Origin of the sequence: Sphingomonas sp. Leaf33 (assembly GCF_001421785.1) — a bacterium.
GTDB lineage: Bacteria > Pseudomonadota > Alphaproteobacteria > Sphingomonadales > Sphingomonadaceae > Sphingomonas.
Window position 1 is genome coordinate 2,091,541 of sequence record NZ_LMLB01000001.1, and the last position, 15,857, is coordinate 2,107,397.

The 15,857-nt window shown below is 68.6% G+C and carries 14 protein-coding genes; 7 read left to right on the forward strand and 7 right to left on the reverse strand.

Annotation, left to right across the window (positions count from 1 at the left end):
* The 6 genes from ASE86_RS10195 to ASE86_RS10220 form a co-directional block, all read right to left on the reverse strand.
* Positions 1–2,334, reverse strand: a 2,334-nt coding sequence (locus ASE86_RS10195; protein ID WP_056425504.1) for a sensor histidine kinase, incomplete at its 3' end; no start/stop codon positions are given.
* Positions 2,335–2,471: 137 nt separating this feature from the next.
* A complete protein-coding gene (gene ahcY, locus ASE86_RS10200; protein WP_056425507.1) occupies positions 2,472–3,893 on the reverse strand; it encodes an adenosylhomocysteinase in 1,422 nt (473 codons plus the stop codon).
* 171 nt (positions 3,894–4,064) lie between these two features.
* Positions 4,065–5,597, reverse strand: coding sequence for a DUF4139 domain-containing protein (locus tag ASE86_RS10205; RefSeq protein ID WP_200911501.1), 1,533 nt, complete (start codon positions 5,595–5,597; stop codon positions 4,065–4,067).
* Positions 5,597–7,024 (reverse strand): DUF4139 domain-containing protein, encoded by a 1,428-nt coding sequence (locus tag ASE86_RS10210; protein ID WP_200911502.1) that lies wholly within the window; start codon positions 7,022–7,024, stop codon positions 5,597–5,599. The genes ASE86_RS10205 and ASE86_RS10210 overlap by 1 nt, the downstream gene beginning before the upstream one ends.
* A 69-nt stretch (positions 7,025–7,093) precedes the next feature.
* Positions 7,094–7,936, reverse strand: coding sequence for a sterol desaturase family protein (locus ASE86_RS10215; protein WP_056425510.1), 843 nt, complete (start codon positions 7,934–7,936; stop codon positions 7,094–7,096).
* A gap of 42 nt (positions 7,937–7,978) precedes the next feature.
* Positions 7,979–8,539: a YqgE/AlgH family protein gene (locus ASE86_RS10220; RefSeq protein ID WP_056425513.1), complete on the reverse strand. Its 561-nt coding sequence runs from the start codon at positions 8,537–8,539 to the stop codon at positions 7,979–7,981.
* Between the two features lie 127 nt (positions 8,540–8,666).
* On the opposite strand from ASE86_RS10220, the gene ASE86_RS10225 reads away from it, so the two are divergent.
* The 4 genes from ASE86_RS10225 to ASE86_RS16005 all read left to right on the forward strand — a co-directional run bounded on the left by ASE86_RS10225 (position 8,667) and on the right by ASE86_RS16005 (position 11,695).
* Complete coding sequence (locus ASE86_RS10225; protein ID WP_056425516.1) at positions 8,667–9,149, forward strand: peroxiredoxin; 483 nt, start codon at positions 8,667–8,669, stop codon at positions 9,147–9,149.
* 117 nt (positions 9,150–9,266) lie between these two features.
* A complete protein-coding gene (locus ASE86_RS16315) occupies positions 9,267–9,569 on the forward strand; it encodes a hypothetical protein (protein WP_200911503.1) in 303 nt (100 codons plus the stop codon).
* 89 nt (positions 9,570–9,658) lie between these two features.
* On the forward strand, positions 9,659–11,113 hold the full coding sequence (locus ASE86_RS10235; protein WP_056425521.1) for an AMP nucleosidase: 1,455 nt from the start codon (positions 9,659–9,661) through the stop codon (positions 11,111–11,113).
* A 75-nt stretch (positions 11,114–11,188) separates the two neighbouring features.
* Positions 11,189–11,695 (forward strand): hypothetical protein, encoded by a 507-nt coding sequence (locus ASE86_RS16005; RefSeq protein WP_056425524.1) that lies wholly within the window; start codon positions 11,189–11,191, stop codon positions 11,693–11,695.
* Between the two features lie 30 nt (positions 11,696–11,725).
* On the opposite strand, the gene ASE86_RS10245 is transcribed toward ASE86_RS16005, so the two are convergent.
* The gene (locus ASE86_RS10245) at positions 11,726–12,487 is read right to left on the reverse strand and encodes an alpha/beta fold hydrolase (RefSeq protein ID WP_056425527.1); all 762 of its coding nucleotides are present in this window, start codon (positions 12,485–12,487) and stop codon (positions 11,726–11,728) included.
* A gap of 142 nt (positions 12,488–12,629) precedes the next feature.
* Between ASE86_RS10245 and ASE86_RS10250 the strand changes: the two genes are divergently transcribed.
* The 3 genes from ASE86_RS10250 (at position 12,630) to ASE86_RS10260 (ending at position 15,853) form a co-directional block, all read left to right on the forward strand.
* A complete protein-coding gene (locus ASE86_RS10250; RefSeq protein WP_056426998.1) occupies positions 12,630–13,070 on the forward strand; it encodes a MarR family winged helix-turn-helix transcriptional regulator in 441 nt (146 codons plus the stop codon).
* The gene (locus tag ASE86_RS10255; RefSeq protein ID WP_056425528.1) at positions 13,063–14,124 is read left to right on the forward strand and encodes an HlyD family secretion protein; all 1,062 of its coding nucleotides are present in this window, start codon (positions 13,063–13,065) and stop codon (positions 14,122–14,124) included. Before ASE86_RS10250 ends, ASE86_RS10255 begins: the two co-directional genes overlap by 8 nt.
* A gap of 160 nt (positions 14,125–14,284) precedes the next feature.
* On the forward strand, positions 14,285–15,853 hold the full coding sequence (locus tag ASE86_RS10260; protein ID WP_056425531.1) for a DHA2 family efflux MFS transporter permease subunit: 1,569 nt from the start codon (positions 14,285–14,287) through the stop codon (positions 15,851–15,853).
* Positions 15,854–15,857 lie beyond the last annotated feature (4 nt).

Consider the following 15,857-nt stretch of genomic DNA (forward strand, 5'->3'; position numbering starts at 1 on the left):
CAACTCGATCGTCACCAGCGTCCCCTGCCCGGGCTCGCTGACCAGCGCGATCGTGCCGCCGTGCGCTTCGACGAACCGCTTGGCGAGCGGCAGGCCCAGCCCCAGCGCGCGTTCGCCGTCGCGCGCGATGCCGTGATGGGCAAAGCGGTCGAACGCCTTTGCCGCCTGGTCCTTGCTCATGCCCGGCCCGTCGTCGGACACGACGATCCGCGCCCGGCCGTCCGTCCCGTCGATATGCAGCAGCACGCGCCCCTCGGGCCGGGTGCCGGCGATGGCGTGGCGCAGCAGATGCTCGACCGACTCGCGCAACCGCACCGGGTCGCCGGTCACGCGGCCGGCAGAGCCCAGGACATCGACCGCCAGCGCGATCCGCTTCGCCTTGGCCTCGCCTGCGATGCTTTCGACCGCCTCGCGCGCCAGCAATTCCAGATCGACCTGGCCGCGCTTGGCCCCGGCATCCTCCTGCGTCAGGTCGAGCACGTCGTCGACCAGCGCCGACAGGCGATCGACCGATTGCAGGATCGCCTCGGCGTAACCCGTCCCCGCCTCGGTCATCGCGCCGGCATAGCCGCCGTGCAACATCTCGGCGAAGCCCTTGATCGACGTGAGCGGGGTGCGCAGTTCGTAGCTCATGTTGGCGACGAACTGGGTCTTCACCCGGTCCGCCGCTTCCAGCGCCTCGTTGCGGTCGGTCAGCGCGCGCTCGACGCGGCGGCTGGCGGTCACGTCCAGCATCGTGAACAGCGCGTTGCCGTCGGGCAGCGGCACCGCGGCGAATTCGAACTGCCGCCCGTCGGCAAAGGCGAAGCGCCCGGCACGGTTCAGCCGGTCGACCGTCGCCGAGCGCACCAGGTCGCCGATGACCTCCGCGCTGCGCGGGTTCTCCAGCTTGGGCGCGGCGGCCTTGGCCAGCGCATCGACGCGCGGGTGGCCAGCCAGGAATTCCTCCTCGAACCCCCACAGCGAGCGGAATTTCTGGTTCCAGATCTGTAACCGTCCGTCCGCGGCGAACACGCCCAGCGCTTCGTAGAGGTTGTCGAACGTCGCGGTCCGCACGCGCAGCAGCGTGTCGCGCGCGCTCGCCAGCTGGACCTGTTCGGTACGATCCTCGAACACCACGACCAGCCCGCCATCGGGCAGCGGCTGCGGCACGACGCGCAGGTGCATCCCGCTCGGCAGATGCCAGTTTTCCTCTTGGCCCGCCTCGGGCGACAGGAACCAGCCGCGACGCTCGTTCTTCCACGCCGGGAAGTCGCGGACCTCGGGCAGGCGCTTGGCCTCGCGCATCCGCTCCAGCACGCGGTCGAATTCGGGGCGATCGCGCAGCCATTCCTCGCGCAACCCGAAGATGCGGCGGAACGGCTGGTTGCAGAAGATCAGGCTGCGGTCGGGCGCGAACTGCGCGACGCCGGCCGACAGCCGGTCGAGCATCGCGCGCTGCGCCTCGCCGAACCGCTTGATGCCGCCGCGCGCCTGCTCCAACTCGTCGATATCGACCGCAAAGCCCGCCACGCCGCCCGTCGGCAGCGGGACGTCATGGACGCGCAGCATCCGCCGCGCGCCGGCGATCGTCGCGGGCACCGCCGCCATCTGCGGCCGGGCGGTGTCGCGCGCGATGGCCGCGTTGGCGAGCGGCCCGCCCATGCCCGATCCCTCGACCAGTTCCAGCCCACGGTCGATCGCGGTGCGCGCATCGGGCGCCTCGACCGCCTCGACATAGGCGGTGTTGACCATTGCCAGCGCCAGGTCGCGGTCGCGGTACCACATCGGCATCGGCGCGGCTTCGATCAGCCCGGCCAGCGCCTCGAACGCGTCGTGCAGCTCCTGCGTTTCGCCGGTCAGCCGGACGATCTCGTCCTCGCTGTCGGTCTGGTCGGAAAACCACAGCACGACGCCGCCCGGCGCCAGGGCTGCCTCCGGCGCGCGCACGCCGACGATCGACAGCCGGCACGAGGCCCCACGCGCGACGACGCTCATGCGGAACGGCTTGCCCGCCCGCTGCGCCGCCAGCACCGCGGCGGACAGGGCATCCAGTTCGCCCTGCGGCAGGCCTTCGCTGGCATTGCCCAGGTCGGTCAGGTATCGCGGCGCGCCCGACAGCCCCAACCAATCGGCGATCCGCTGGGGCAGCTCGACCCGCCCGTCACCGCGCACGATCGCCGCCTGCGCCGGCCCGGTACCGAGCAGGGCCCCGCTGCGGCTGCTCTCTTCGGTCAGCAACCGGGCCTCGCCGCGCGCCGCCAAGCCGGTATAGAGCGCCCAGACCGCGCCGGCGATCAACAGCGCCAGGACAGCCCCTGCCAGTACCGCTGTGGTGGTCGTGATCGCGATCATCGCACGGCTCTTAAGGACGAAAGATCGCCCCGCCAATGGCCGTCGTCGCGCGTCGCCAACCGGTGAGCGCGGCAACGAAAACGGGGCGGGGAAGCCTGTGCCTCCCCGCCCCGCCTGTCATTCGATCGGGAACCCGATCAGTAGCGATAGTGATCCGGCTTGAACGGGCCTTCCACCGGCACGCCGATGTAGCCGGCCTGCTTCGGGGTCAGCTTGCTGAGCTTCACGCCCAGCTTTTCCAGGTGCAGCGCCGCGACCTTTTCGTCGAGGTGCTTGGGCAGGACGTAAACCTTGTTCTCGTACTTGCTCCCGGCCGTCCACAGTTCGATCTGGGCGAGCGTCTGGTTGGTGAAGGACGACGACATCACGAACGACGGGTGGCCGGTCGCGCAGCCCAGGTTCACCAGGCGGCCCTTGGCCAGGATGATGATCTGCTTGCCGTCCGGGAACTTCACCAGGTCGGTGCCCGGCTTCACTTCGGTCCAGTCGTAGTTTGACAGCGCGGCGATCTGGATCTCGCTGTCGAAGTGGCCGATGTTGCAGACGATGCTCATCGGCTTCATCGCCGCCATGTGCTCGGCGGTGATGACGTCGGCGTTGCCTGTCGCGGTGCAGAAGATGTCGGCGCGGGTCACCGCTTCCTCCATCGTCACGACCTCGAAGCCTTCCATCGCGGCCTGCAGCGCGCAGATCGGATCGACCTCGGTCACCAGCACGCGGGCGCCGCCGTTGCGCAGCGACTGGGCCGAGCCCTTGCCGACGTCACCGAAGCCGGCGACGCAGGCGACCTTGCCGGCCAGCATCACGTCGGTCGCGCGACGGATCGCATCGACCAGCGATTCCTTGCAGCCGTACAGGTTGTCGAACTTCGACTTGGTGACGCTGTCGTTGACGTTGATCGCCGGGAACGGCAGCTCGCCCTTCTTCGCGATCTCGTACAGGCGGTGCACGCCGGTCGTCGTCTCTTCCGACACGCCCTTCAGGTTCTTGACGGTCTCGGTCAGATAGCCCGGGTACTTGGCGATGAACGCCTTCAGCGCGCGCTGGAACTCGACTTCCTCGTCGTTCTCCGGCTCGCCCATCGTCTGGCCGGCTTCCAGCTTGGCGCCCCACAGCGCGAACATCGTCGCGTCGCCGCCGTCGTCCAAGATGATGTTGGCGGTGGTGCCGTCACCATCGGCACCCCAGTTGAAGATGTCGCCGACATAGTCCCAGTAATCGGCCAGGCTCTCGCCCTTGATCGCGAACACCGGCACGCCGGTCGCGGCGATCGCGGCGGCGGCGTGGTCCTGGGTCGAATAGATGTTGCAGGTCGCCCAGCGGACGTCGGCGCCGAGCGCGGTCAGCGTCTCGATCAGCACCGCGGTCTGGATCGTCATGTGGAGCGAACCGGTGATGCGCGCGCCCTTCAGCGGCTGCGATGCACCGAATTCCTCGCGCAGCGCCATCAGGCCGGGCATTTCGGTTTCGGCGATGTCGATCTCGCGACGGCCGAATTCGGCGAGGCTGATGTCGGCGATGACGTAATCGTTCGCGCGGGTCGCGGGGGCGGTTGCCACTTGGGTAGTCTCCGAAACTGATAGGATGGCCGCGCCGTTAGCCGGAACGCGCAGAAAAGGCAAATATAAAGGATTCTTTATATGCCGCCCGGACGGCCCGAGCGCAGCGACGTGCCGCCCCGGCGGCCGGCCGGCGGCGCCACAGCGCCGTCCGACGCAAAGGCACGAAATTCACTTCCGTGCCGCCGCTCCAGCTTGCTCCACCCGATACGACAACACCGCCGTCCCCTGCCCCGGCACCGTCGCCCGCCATGTCCACACCCCATCGACCCGCGCGACATCCGCGGAGAAATCCCGCAGCGACGTGTCACCCGCCGCCCCCAGCCGCACCTCGACCGTGGCGGGCTGCGCGTTCGCGTTGGTCACCGTCACCGCTCCGGCACCAGCGGCGAAGCGTTGCTCGACCATCACCTGCGTACTGGCACCCGCACCGATCCACACCTTGCCCCCGACCGCGATATCGTCGAGCCGCCCGAGCCCGAGCAGCACCCGCGCGCCATCGCGTGTCCCGTACAGTGCAGTGGTGCCCGCGGGCAGCGGTACGCCGAGCCCGGCGGCCGCGTCATTCGCCATCCGCAGTTCGATCGCGGTCGGCCGAGCGGCGGCGGCGCCGGGGAACAGCCGGGCGGCATAAACGCGCTCGACCCGCACGGCGTCGCGGCGCAGCAACGCGACCTGCTTCTGCTGGTTCGCCGCGACCGACACCCGTTCGGGCACGCGATACAGCTTCAGGTCGCCCAGATCCTCCGGCGGCGGCGGGGGCGGTGGAGGAGCGGGCGGTGGCGGCGGGGGTGGCGCCGACACTGCCTCCGCCATCATCATCCGGCTGCCCGTGACCATGATCTCGTCCGCATCCTCCGCTTCATATTCGGGCAGGTCGGACGTCGTCGTCCCCAGCGGATAGCAACGCAGAGACAGGGCGGGAACAGCCGCGCGATACTGGCGCAGGAAGCGCCGCTCCAGCCGGCCCGCGACGGCGTTGACGCGTGCGGCGGGAAACCCCTGGCGATTGGCGTTGGCCAGCGTCATCCAGGCGAACAGGTCGATCCCGCTGCCGTCGGGGCGTAGCGTCGCGACATAGCTCGCGCCCCAGTCGAAATCGGTCGCCAGATAGGACAGCGTCACTCGGGCCTTCGCGGCGCGCGGGCTGCGCGTGGTGACGCTCAGCACCGGATCGGCGGATACCGTGGGCGGCACGCCGGCATGGACCAGCTTCTCGGGCAGGCCGCTGCATCGCAGCGTCTCGATCCCCGCGGTGGTGCGCAGGACGATACCGGGGGTCGGGCCGGCGAGGATCGTCGCCTGTTCCTCGCGCACGGCGCCCGTCGCGCGGTCGGTTCGCCGTAGCGTCACCCGCCGCCCGAGCGTCCCGTCGACCAGCGACGCCGGCGACAGCAGCCGCGCGTCGCGGTTCTTCTCCACCGTGCCGCCGGGCAGCCCGTCGATGACCGCACTGACCGGGATCATCCCGTCGGCGACCCCTTCGAAGCGGACGGTCGACTCCCCCGCAGCCAGGCGCACCGTGCGGGTTTCGGTAATCAGCGCAAAGCCGTTCGGATTGCGCGCGTCGATGGCGCCGTCGCGCCCGCGGTAGGGATCGCGGTACATCGTCACCGCGATGTCGCTGGGCGCCGACGCGCGGACGACCGGCGGCTCGGCCGCGACCTGCGCCGCACCGAACAGCAGGGCGGCAAGCCAGACCATCAGTACCGCGTTTCGAACGTCGCAGTGACGACCGCCTGGCCGTTGGCCGGGACCGCGACCTGCCAGACGGTCGCGTCCGCATCGTTCCGCTGGCTCTTCTGGCTTTCCTGCACGATGCGCGTGTCGGCGAAGCCCCAGTCCAGCCCGCCCTGCACCACGTCGACCGTAACGGCACGCGGGCGCGCGTTGGTGATCGTGTAGCGCATCCGCGTGCGCCAGCGGCTGGTGCCGAGCTGCGTCCGCTCCTCGACCACCGGCTGCACCTTCACGTCGAAGGCATCCCCGGTGCGCAGCGCGATGCGCGAGCCTTGCGGCGTGTGGCCGATGGTATTCTCGCCGGTGAACTGTGCCTGGCCCCGCTGGTCGCGGACGTAGACGCGGACCGTCCCGGCCGGCAGCGCATCGCCCAAGCCCCCGCCGCGCGAATTGGCAAAGCGCAGCATCGATCCCGCACTCACCGGCTCGCGCGCCGAATTCAGCCAGCTGTTGACGAATTCATAGCCCGACGTCGCCGCCGCCCCCTTCACGTCGAGGAAGCTGACCTGCTTGGTCTGCTTGTCGGCGATCGTCGTGCGCTCGGCGAGCGGATAGAGGTAGAAATCGCCGAGCTGTTCGCGGGTCCCCGTCTCGGTGCCGGCCTGGCGCAGCGGCGCGCGCCGCACCGGCCGCGGACGGACCATGCCGTAACCCTGTTCGCCATCGGCCGAAGCGACATCGCCCGCGACCAGCAGCGTGCGCGCGGCGTTGAAGGTCGTACCGGTCGTGTTGCGCAACGTCACCCAGCCCTGGACGTCGATCGTCCCCGTCTTGTCGTCGAACAGCGCGACATAGTCGGCCTGCCAGCCAAGCCCCCGCGTCAGGTAGGACAAGGTCGCCGGGCGCGCGCCGCCCCGCTCGCTCGCCAGCGTGACCGACAGCGTCGGGCGGGCGCGCAGGTTGGCGGGTATCCGGTCGAACACGACGCGCACCGGCAGGCCGTCGTCGCGCAGCACCTCGATCCGCTCGCCGATCTGGAGCACGACGCCGCCGTTGACCGCCAGGATCTTGGCCCGCTCGCGCGTTTCCGCTCCCGTCGACGGGTTGGTGCGCACCAGCGTCAGCGTCTCGCCCACCGCGCTTTCCATCAGGCTGGTCGGGCTGAGCAGGTCATAATCGAAATTCTGTTCGACGATCGCGGCGTCGGCCGCACTCAGCGACACCGTCTCGGGCCGGATCTGCGCGCTGACATCGGGGAAAGCCTGGGGGGTGCGCCCGGCGGGCAGGTCGATGCGGCGGATGTCCTGCACCAGCGCGACATCGTTGTTGTAGATGGTGACCGACAGGTCGCCCTGCGCGGTCACCGGCGATGCCGCGGCTGGCACCGCCTCCTGCGCCAGCGCCGGATGGGCCAGGATCAACAGGCACCCGGTCAGAATCGCCCTTGCCATCACACTCTCCCTCGCTCGATCCGCGCCAGCATGACGAGGCACCGGGCGGAGGGCAACGGGGTTGGTGGGTCAGGCGCGCGCCGGCACGTTCGTCTCGGCGACAGGCGTCCCCCGCCCTTGCGCGACCGCCGCATCATAGTCCGCCGGCAGCATCACCCAGTCGCGCAGGGTGCGCGGCTGGTCGACCTCGGCGATCCCGGTCGCGGGCCATTCGCCCCGCTCCGGCATCCAGGCCGTGCCGAACACCCGGTCCCAAACGGTCGTGAACGCGCCGAAATTGCGGTCGAAATGCCGCGTGTCGAGCGAGTGGTGGATACGGTGGAACCGGTTATCGACCACCCAGCGGCCAAGCGGCCCCAGGTGCGCCCGCGTCGGCGCGTGGATGAACATCAGATGCAGATGGAGCAGCGCCATCATCGCCGGCACCGCCGGCCCGGCGTCCTGCGCGATCAGGCTCATCGGCACGGTGATCAGCAGCATCTGCACGACCGGCTCACTGATGTGATGATAGGCGTTGACGCTCGACAGCTCGCGGATCGAATGATGCACCGCGTGATATTTCCACAGCCAGCGATGCTGGATGCGGTGGCACCAGTAGAAGAAGAAGTCGTAGACGACCGCCCCCAGGATCGGCGCAGCGATGATCGACGCGACGCCCGCCCAGTGCAGGCCGGTCGGCAGTGTCACCAGCGGCGGGATGCCGAGTCTGCTCCACATCGCCCGGAACGCGGCATAGACGACTGCGCTGAACGCGAGCCAGATCGCCCAGAACACCAGTCCCGCGCCACGCCCGCCCAGCGAGTGCCGTTCGCGTGGCAGCGCGATTTCGACCGCGGTGACAACCGCGAAGCCGAACGTCCAGACGATGGCGGTCGCGGTCGCGGACTCGATGACGGATGCCAGCAGGGTCATGACCACCCACTCTATGCAGTGGTCGTTGCCAAAGTCTTGCGGTCAGGCAGTGCCGCCGGTCGCGGCCAGCATCCGCGGATCGATGCCGGCGCCTTCGAACGCTGCGGTCCAGCGGCGGTCGGCGGGCGTGTCGAACAGCAACGCGTCGTCGCCCGTCACGTCCAACCAGCCGGTCCGGCGCATCTCGTCCTCCAGCTGCCCCTCGCCCCAGCCGGCATAGCCGAGTGCGGGCAACCAGCGGCGCGGCCCGGTGCCGCCGGTGATCGCGCGCAGCACATCGACGGTGCCCGACATCGCCCATCGCCCCGCGACATCGACCGTGTCCGCGCCGGTCCAGTCGCGCGAATGCAGCACGAAACCGCGACGACGCTCACACGGGCCGCCGTAGTGCACCGGCACGTCGGGCGTCGCGCCGGGATCGATGTCCAGCTGGCCCAGCATGTCGTGGAAACTCAGTTCCTCGACGATTGCGCCGATGCCGATGCCCAGCGCGCCGTCGTCGTCATGGCTGCACATCGCGATGACCGCGCGTTCGAACCGCGGATCACCGATGCCGGGCATCGCCAGGAGGAACCGGCCGGTAAGAAAGGACGCGCTCTGCATGGCGGGAACAACATCGACCGCCGCCCCCGGGTACCGCCGCGGGTTGAAAATTTTCGCGCGCCGTCCAGATGAGGCGCGAAGCCGGTCCCCCATCGGGACGATCACCGGCGCGACAGGAGCACAGCACATGACGATCAAGGTTGGCGACCGCATCCCCAGCGTAACCTTTGCCAAGGCCACCGAGAACGGCCCCGAAGGCGTCACCTCCGACGACTTCTTCGCCGGGCGCAAGGTTGCGCTGTTCTCCGTCCCCGGCGCGTTCACCCCGACCTGCTCGGCCAGGCACCTGCCGGGCTTCGTCGAAAAGGCCGACGCGCTGAAGTCGAAGGGCGTGGACGAGATCGCGTGCACCGCGGTCAACGACGCGTTCGTGCTCGGCGCGTGGAGCGGGTCGAGCAATGCGGGCGACACGGTCACCATGCTGGCCGACGGCAACGCCGATTTCGTGAAGGCGACGGGGCTGGAAATGGACGGTTCGAAGTTCGGGATGGGTACGCGCGGGCAGCGCTTCTCGATGGTCGTCAACGACGGCGTCGTCGAACAGCTGAATGTCGAGGCACCGGGCGAATTCAAGGTAAGCTCTGCCGAACATATGCTCGACCAGATGTGAGCCTTGCGGTTTCCCTGTCGGACGCCGGCGGCGCGGAATTCACGGGCGCCGCCGGTCGGGGGAACCGACGCCGAGCCATGAAGGTTGATGCCTCCGCGTAACGAAATGGAGTATCCCATGGCTATCACCGAAAACGACGACATCACTACGACCGAAGGCCGCCAGGCGCTGTTCGCGAATGCGAAGGAAGCGGTGACCGAAGCCGTCCAGTCCGCGGTCGAGGCCGTCAAGGCGAACCCGAAGACCGCCGCCGCGATCGCAGCGGGTGCCACCGCCGCCGTCGCCGGCGCGGCTTACGGCGCGACCAAGCTGTCGGCCGCAAAGGCCACCCCGGCCAAGTCGACCACGACCGCACCGAAGCGCCGCGCGCCCGCCAAGCGGACGACGACCGCCGCAAAGTCGACGCCCGCGAAGAAGTAACCGGCCACGCGACCCGCGTCGGAAGATGCGGGTCGCTGGACCCCGGCGGCAGTCTTGCCAGCGTAACGCGTGCGGCGTAACGCTTCTCGATGACTGAAGCAGCCACCATTATCGCCGAACTCGACCGTCTCTATTCCGCCTCGGTCGATCGTTTGAAATCGGCCCTTACCCGCTATCTCACCGACGGCACCCCGCCCCCGCCCGAAGCGCGGCTCGACGGATCGTTCGCCTACCCCGAGATTCGCCTGACCTTCCGCCCCGGCGCGGATCGCCCCGCCCCCTTCCGCTCGTTCGGACGGCTGGTCACCCCCGGCGACTATGCGATCAGCGTCACCAAGCCGGCGATCTTCGCCGACTATCTGATCGAACAGCTGACGCTGCTGATCGAGGATTACGACGTCGAGGTTTCGGCGGCCGAGGGGCGTCAGGAAATCCCCTTCCCCTACGTCCTCGATCCCGGCCATGCGCTCGCGCTGGACGAAGTGTCGGCGCTCGAACTCGCGCGGCATTTCCCGGCGACCGAACTTGCCCACATCGGTGACGAGATCGCCGACGGCATGTGGGAATCGGTCGACGGCGTCCGTCCGCTCGCGCTGTTCGACGGGCTGCGTACCGATTTCAGCCTGGCCCGCCTGCGCCATTACACCGGTACGCCGCCCGAGCATGTCCAGCGGTACGTGCTGTTCACCAACTACCATCGCTACGTCGACGAATTCGTCCGTTGGGGCGCGTCGCAGCTGGCACCGAACGCGGATGGCAGCGCATCGCGCTTCATCGGTCTGTCGGGTGCGGGCGGAATCGTCATCACCTCGCCGGACGAGGTCGACAGAATCGCCGGCGACAGCAGCGCGTGGCGGCGTCACCAGATGCCCGCCTATCACTTGATGGCCGCGGACGGCACGGGCATCACGCTGGTCAACATCGGCGTCGGCCCGTCGAACGCGAAAACGATCTGCGACCATCTGGCGGTCATGCGCCCGGAAGCCTGGCTGATGATCGGCCACTGCGGTGGTCTGCGCCCCTCGCAGCGGATCGGCGATTATGTGCTGGCCCACGCGTATCTGCGCGATGACCATGTCCTGGACGACGTGCTGCCGCCGGAAATCCCGGTTCCGGCCATCGCCGAAGTCCAGCAGGCGCTCGCGCGCGCCGCGGCGACCGTGTCGGGCCAGTCGGGCGAGGAGCTGAAGCGGCGTCTCCGCACCGGCACCATCGTCACCACCGACGACCGCAACTGGGAACTGCGCTATTCGCAGTCGGCGCTGCGCTTCTCGCTCAGCCGCGCGGTCGGCATCGACATGGAATCGGCGACGATCGCCGCGCAGGGCTATCGCTTCCGCGTCCCCTACGGCACACTGTTGTGCGTGTCGGACAAGCCGCTGCACGGCGAACTGAAGCTGCCGGGTCAGGCCAACCGCTTCTACGAACGCGCGATCAACGAACATATGCGGATCGGCATCGAGACGTGCGAGGAACTGCGTCGCGAGGGGCCGAAGCTCCACAGCCGCAAGCTGCGGGCGTTCAGCGAGCCGCCGTTCCGGTAAGGTAACGACATTGCCGGGATACCCCGGCTGAGTTAGGCGTTGGGGGCGAAACGATTTCCTGATCGGAGCGACCCCATGGCCGACACGCCCAAGACTCCCGCCCCGCCGCCGCGCCGCAAGGCCGCGACGGCACCGCGCAAGACGACCCGCACCTCGACCCCGCGCGCGACCAAGGCGACGGCAGCAAAGGCCAACGACGAAAGCCCGGCGGCAGCGGCGCCCAAGCCTGCGCGCAAGCCCCCGGCCAAGCGCGCGTCGACCGGTTCGTCGCGTCGGACGACCGTGGCTGCGAAACCGGTTCAGAGCGCCACGGCGGCGGCAAAATCGGCCGTGACCAAGGTATCACGTCAGGCGAGCAGGGCCGCCGACAGCGTGTCCGACGCCGCCAGCGGCGCGCGCCGGTCGGTCGCGCGGTCGACGCCAGCGAAGAAGGTATCCGCAACCCGCGAAAAGATGGGCGATCGCAATTTCTTCGCGGCACTCATCGGCGGCGTGGCCGCCGTCGCGGCGACGGTCGGGGGCATCCTCTACGCTGTGCGTGAGGGTAAGCCGATCGGCACAAAGGACACGCCGGACGCCTGATCCCGATACCCACCTGCCGGTGGGTCGGGATCAACCCGCCAGGAAATCCGCCATCGCCTGGCCGAGTTCGGGCTTGGTGACTGCACTCATGTGCCCGCCGCCGACTTCGACATAGCGTGCGTCGGGCAATTCGTCGGCGAGCGCGGCGCCCGACCCGACCTCGTCATCCTCGCGCCCCATCACCACCAGCGCGGGCTGGGAGATTTCACGCAGTGCCTCGACCGGCGTGTCGGCGAATGTGCTCAGCACACCGAGCAGCGCCTGCGGATCGCCGCCGGTCGTCTTCAGGAACGCCTCCGCCATGAACGCCGGCGACCCGCGCGGATGCCGGCCAAGGTTGGTCAGCACGTTGCGGAAATGGTCCGACCGGCCGCTCGCATCGGTCACGCCTTCCAGTCCCATGCCGGTGAACATCACGCGCCGCGGCGTCGCGCCCGTTGCCAGCATCCGCGCGGTCGTGCGCGCGCCGAGCGAATAGCCGCCGAGATCATATTCCGTCAGCCCCAGATGCGCGACGAGTGCATGACCGTCCTTCGTCAGCGCATCGTGCGGATAGGCCGACAGGTCGTGCGGCGTCGCGCTCTCGCCGTGCCCGCGCAGGTCCGGCATGATGACGCGGAAGCCGCGAGCGGCGATCTTCTCGGCATGACCGAACTTGATCCAGTTGGTCTGCGCATCGCTGAAATAGCCGTGGATCAGGACGACCGCGCGCCCCTCCCCCATCTCGCGGTAGGCGAGCCGTTCGCCATCGAAGCTGTCGAAAAAGCGCGTTTCGGTCGGGGAAAGTGCCACGGGCCTGCATCCATCTATCGACAGCGGGGAAAGTCCTGCGCGCTCGCATAGCGTCCCGACCGGGCCCGTCCACCCTCTCGCCATGGACCACCCCCATCACACTACGCTGGCTTTTGATGTGTATGCTTATTATATGCGCGACATGACCGATGCTTTGGGCTTCCTCATCAGCGACGTCTCGCGCCTGATGCGCCGCCGTTTCGACGAGCGGGCGCGGTTGATCGGGGCGACCCGCGCGCAGTGGAAGACGCTCGTCGCCCTGTCGCGCAACGAAGGGATCAATCAGGGCGGGCTGGCCGACCTGCTGGAGGTCGAACCGATCACGCTGTGCCGGATGATCGACCGGCTGGAGGAATCGGGACTGGTCGAGCGCCGCCGCGACCCCGCCGACCGGCGCGCCTGGCAGATTTTCCTGACCGATGCGTCGACACCCGTCCTCGAACAGTTGCGCGCGCACGCCGACACGATGTTCGAAACCGCATTCGACGGCCTGGACACCGCAGGCCGCACCCAATTGACCGCCGCGCTGGAGCGCGTGCGTACCAACCTGACCGATATGCCGAAGGACGCCGCGCATGGCTGACGCCGACCCCAAGATTCCGACCGACGCCACGATCGCCGTCGATGCCCCCGCCAAGCCGAAACGCCGCTGGCTGCGCGCGATCCTGATGTTCGGCGTGCCGCTGATCGTCGTCGCGGTCGCCGGCTATTTCTACGCGACGTCGGGCCGATACGTGTCGACCGACAATGCCTATGTCGGGCAGGACAAGGTGTCGGTCGCGTCCGACGTCGCGGGTCGCATCGTGTCCGTCGACGTGCGCGAGAACCAGCAGGTGAAGGCGGGCGACCTGCTGTTCCGCATCGATCCGCAGCCGTACGCAATCGCGGTCGAGCAGGCCGATGCGCAGATCGCCGGCGCACAGGTCAACGTCCAGACGCTGCAGGCAAGCTACGTCGGCACCGGTGCCGACATTCAGGCCGCCCGCGATCGCATCGCCGCCGCGCAGGAGGATTACGCCCGGCAGGATTCGCTGATGCAGCGCGGTTTCACGACGCGGGCGCGGTTCGAACAGGCGCAGCATTCGCTGGAGCAGGCGCGCGCGTCCTACCAGTCGGCGGTGGCCGACGCGAACGAGGCGCGCGCGAAGCTCGCCTCGGGCGCTGCGGTGCCGGGCCAGAACCCGCAGGTCGCCGCCGCCCGCGTCGCGCGCGAAAAGGCGCTGCTCGACCTGTCGCGCACGTCGGTTCGCGCGCCCGTCGGCGGACAGGTCAGCCAGGCCGACCGGTTGCAGGTCGGCCAGATGATGGTCACCGGCCTGCCCGCAGTCACGATCGTCGCCGACGCGAAATCCTGGGTCGACGCCAATTTCAAGGAAACGGACCTTGCCGACATGCGCGTCGGGCAGGCCGCCGAAGTGACGTTCGATGCCTATCCTGGCGTCAAGCTGCGCGGTCACGTCGCCTCGATCGGCGCGGGTACCGGCAGCGAATTCTCGGTGCTGCCGGCGCAGAACGCCAACGGCAACTGGGTGAAGGTGACGCAGCGCGTGCCGGTTCGCATCGCGATCGACGAAAAGAGCCCGCGCCAGTTGATCGCGGGGCTCAGCGCCGATGTGCGCGTGGACGTGCGGAAGTGACTTTAATACCCGTTCGCACTGAGCGTGTCGGGCACCCATCGAAGTATGACTTCGATGGGACCCTGGCCGAGGTGCTGACCTTCTTCGTGCCTCAGAGCCTGTGGTTCGAAGAAAGGGCAGTGCTTCGACAGGCTCAGCACGAACGGATTTGGCGATAGCGATGGCCACCCCCGCCCCCGCCCCGCCGCCGCCGGGCGTTGCCGCGCTTCCCACCACCAACCGCGGCCTGCTGACCATCGGCGTCATGCTCGCCACGATCATGCAGATCCTCGATTCGACGATCGCCAACGTAGCGCTGCCGCACATGCAGCCGGCACTCGGCGCGACGGCGGATACCGTCACCTGGGTGCTGACCAGCTATATCGTCGCCTCGGCCATCGCGATCCCGATCACCGGCTGGCTGTCCGACCGGATCGGCAGCCGTAACCTGTTCCTGTGGTCGGTCGTCGGCTTCGTCGCGTCGTCGGCGCTGTGCGGCATGGCGCAGAACCTGGAACAGATGGTCGCCTTCCGCGTCCTCCAGGGGATCAGCGCGGCGTTCATGAACCCGCTCAGCCAGACGGTGATGCTCGACATCAATCCGCCCGAACGCCAGGGCAAGGCGATGGCGATCTGGGGCATGGGCATCATGGTCGGGCCGATCCTGGGTCCGGTCATCGGCGGCTGGCTGACCGAGAATTACGACTGGCGCTGGGTGTTCTACGTCAACCTGCCGCTGGGCGTGTTCTGCTTTGCCGTGCTGTGGTGGCTGCTGCCGTCGCGGCCCGTCCGCGTCCGCCCGTTCGACGTGCTGGGCTTCAGCCTGCTGGCGATCGGCATCGGCGCGTTGCAACTGATGCTCGACCGCGGCCAGACCGAGGACTGGTTCTCGTCCGGCGAAGTCGTGGTCGAGGCGGTACTGGCCTTTATCGCGCTGTGGATGTTCATCGTCCATCTCGCGACCGGCAAGCGCCCGATGTTCGACCGCGACCTGTTCCGGAACCGCAACCTTGTCACCGGCTTGGCCTTCATGCTGGTCGTCGGGGTGGTGATGATGGCGACCATGGCGCTGCTGCCGCCGATGCTCCAGCGTATCTACGGCTATCCGGTCGTCGATACCGGCCTGCTGCTGATGCCGCGCGGTATCGGCGTCGTGTTCAGCATGTTCGTCGCCGCGCAGTTGACCCAGCGCGGGTTCGATCCGCGCATCCTGGTCGGCGTCGGCTTCGCGGTGGCGGCGGCGTCGCTCTACGAAATGACGACGTGGACGCTGGTGATGGGCGCTCAGGCGTTCGTCGTCTCGGGATTGATCCAGGGCCTGGGCCTCGGCCTGGTCTTCATGCCGCTCAACCAGATGGCGTTCGCGACGCTGCCGCCGCATTACCGGACGGAGGCATCGTCGCTGATGAACCTGATGCGCAACATCGGCGCGTCGGTCGGCATTTCGGTCGTGACCGCGCTGCTCGCGCGCAACATCCAGACCAGCCATGCCGATCTGGCGGCGCACGTGACCGGCGACGCGCTGAACAGCGTCGATCTGTCGATGCTGCAGCGCTTCGGCATCGCGGCGGATGCGGCGCTGACGATGATCGATGCCGAAGTGAACCGCCAGGCGGCGATGATCGCCTACATCGACGATTTCTGGGCGATGGCGATCGTCACCGCGCTGTCGGTGCCGCTCGTCCTGTTCCTGAAGAAGCCGCCGAAGCCGGTCCCGGGCGAAAAGGCCGCCCCTGTCGACCTCCATTGATCCA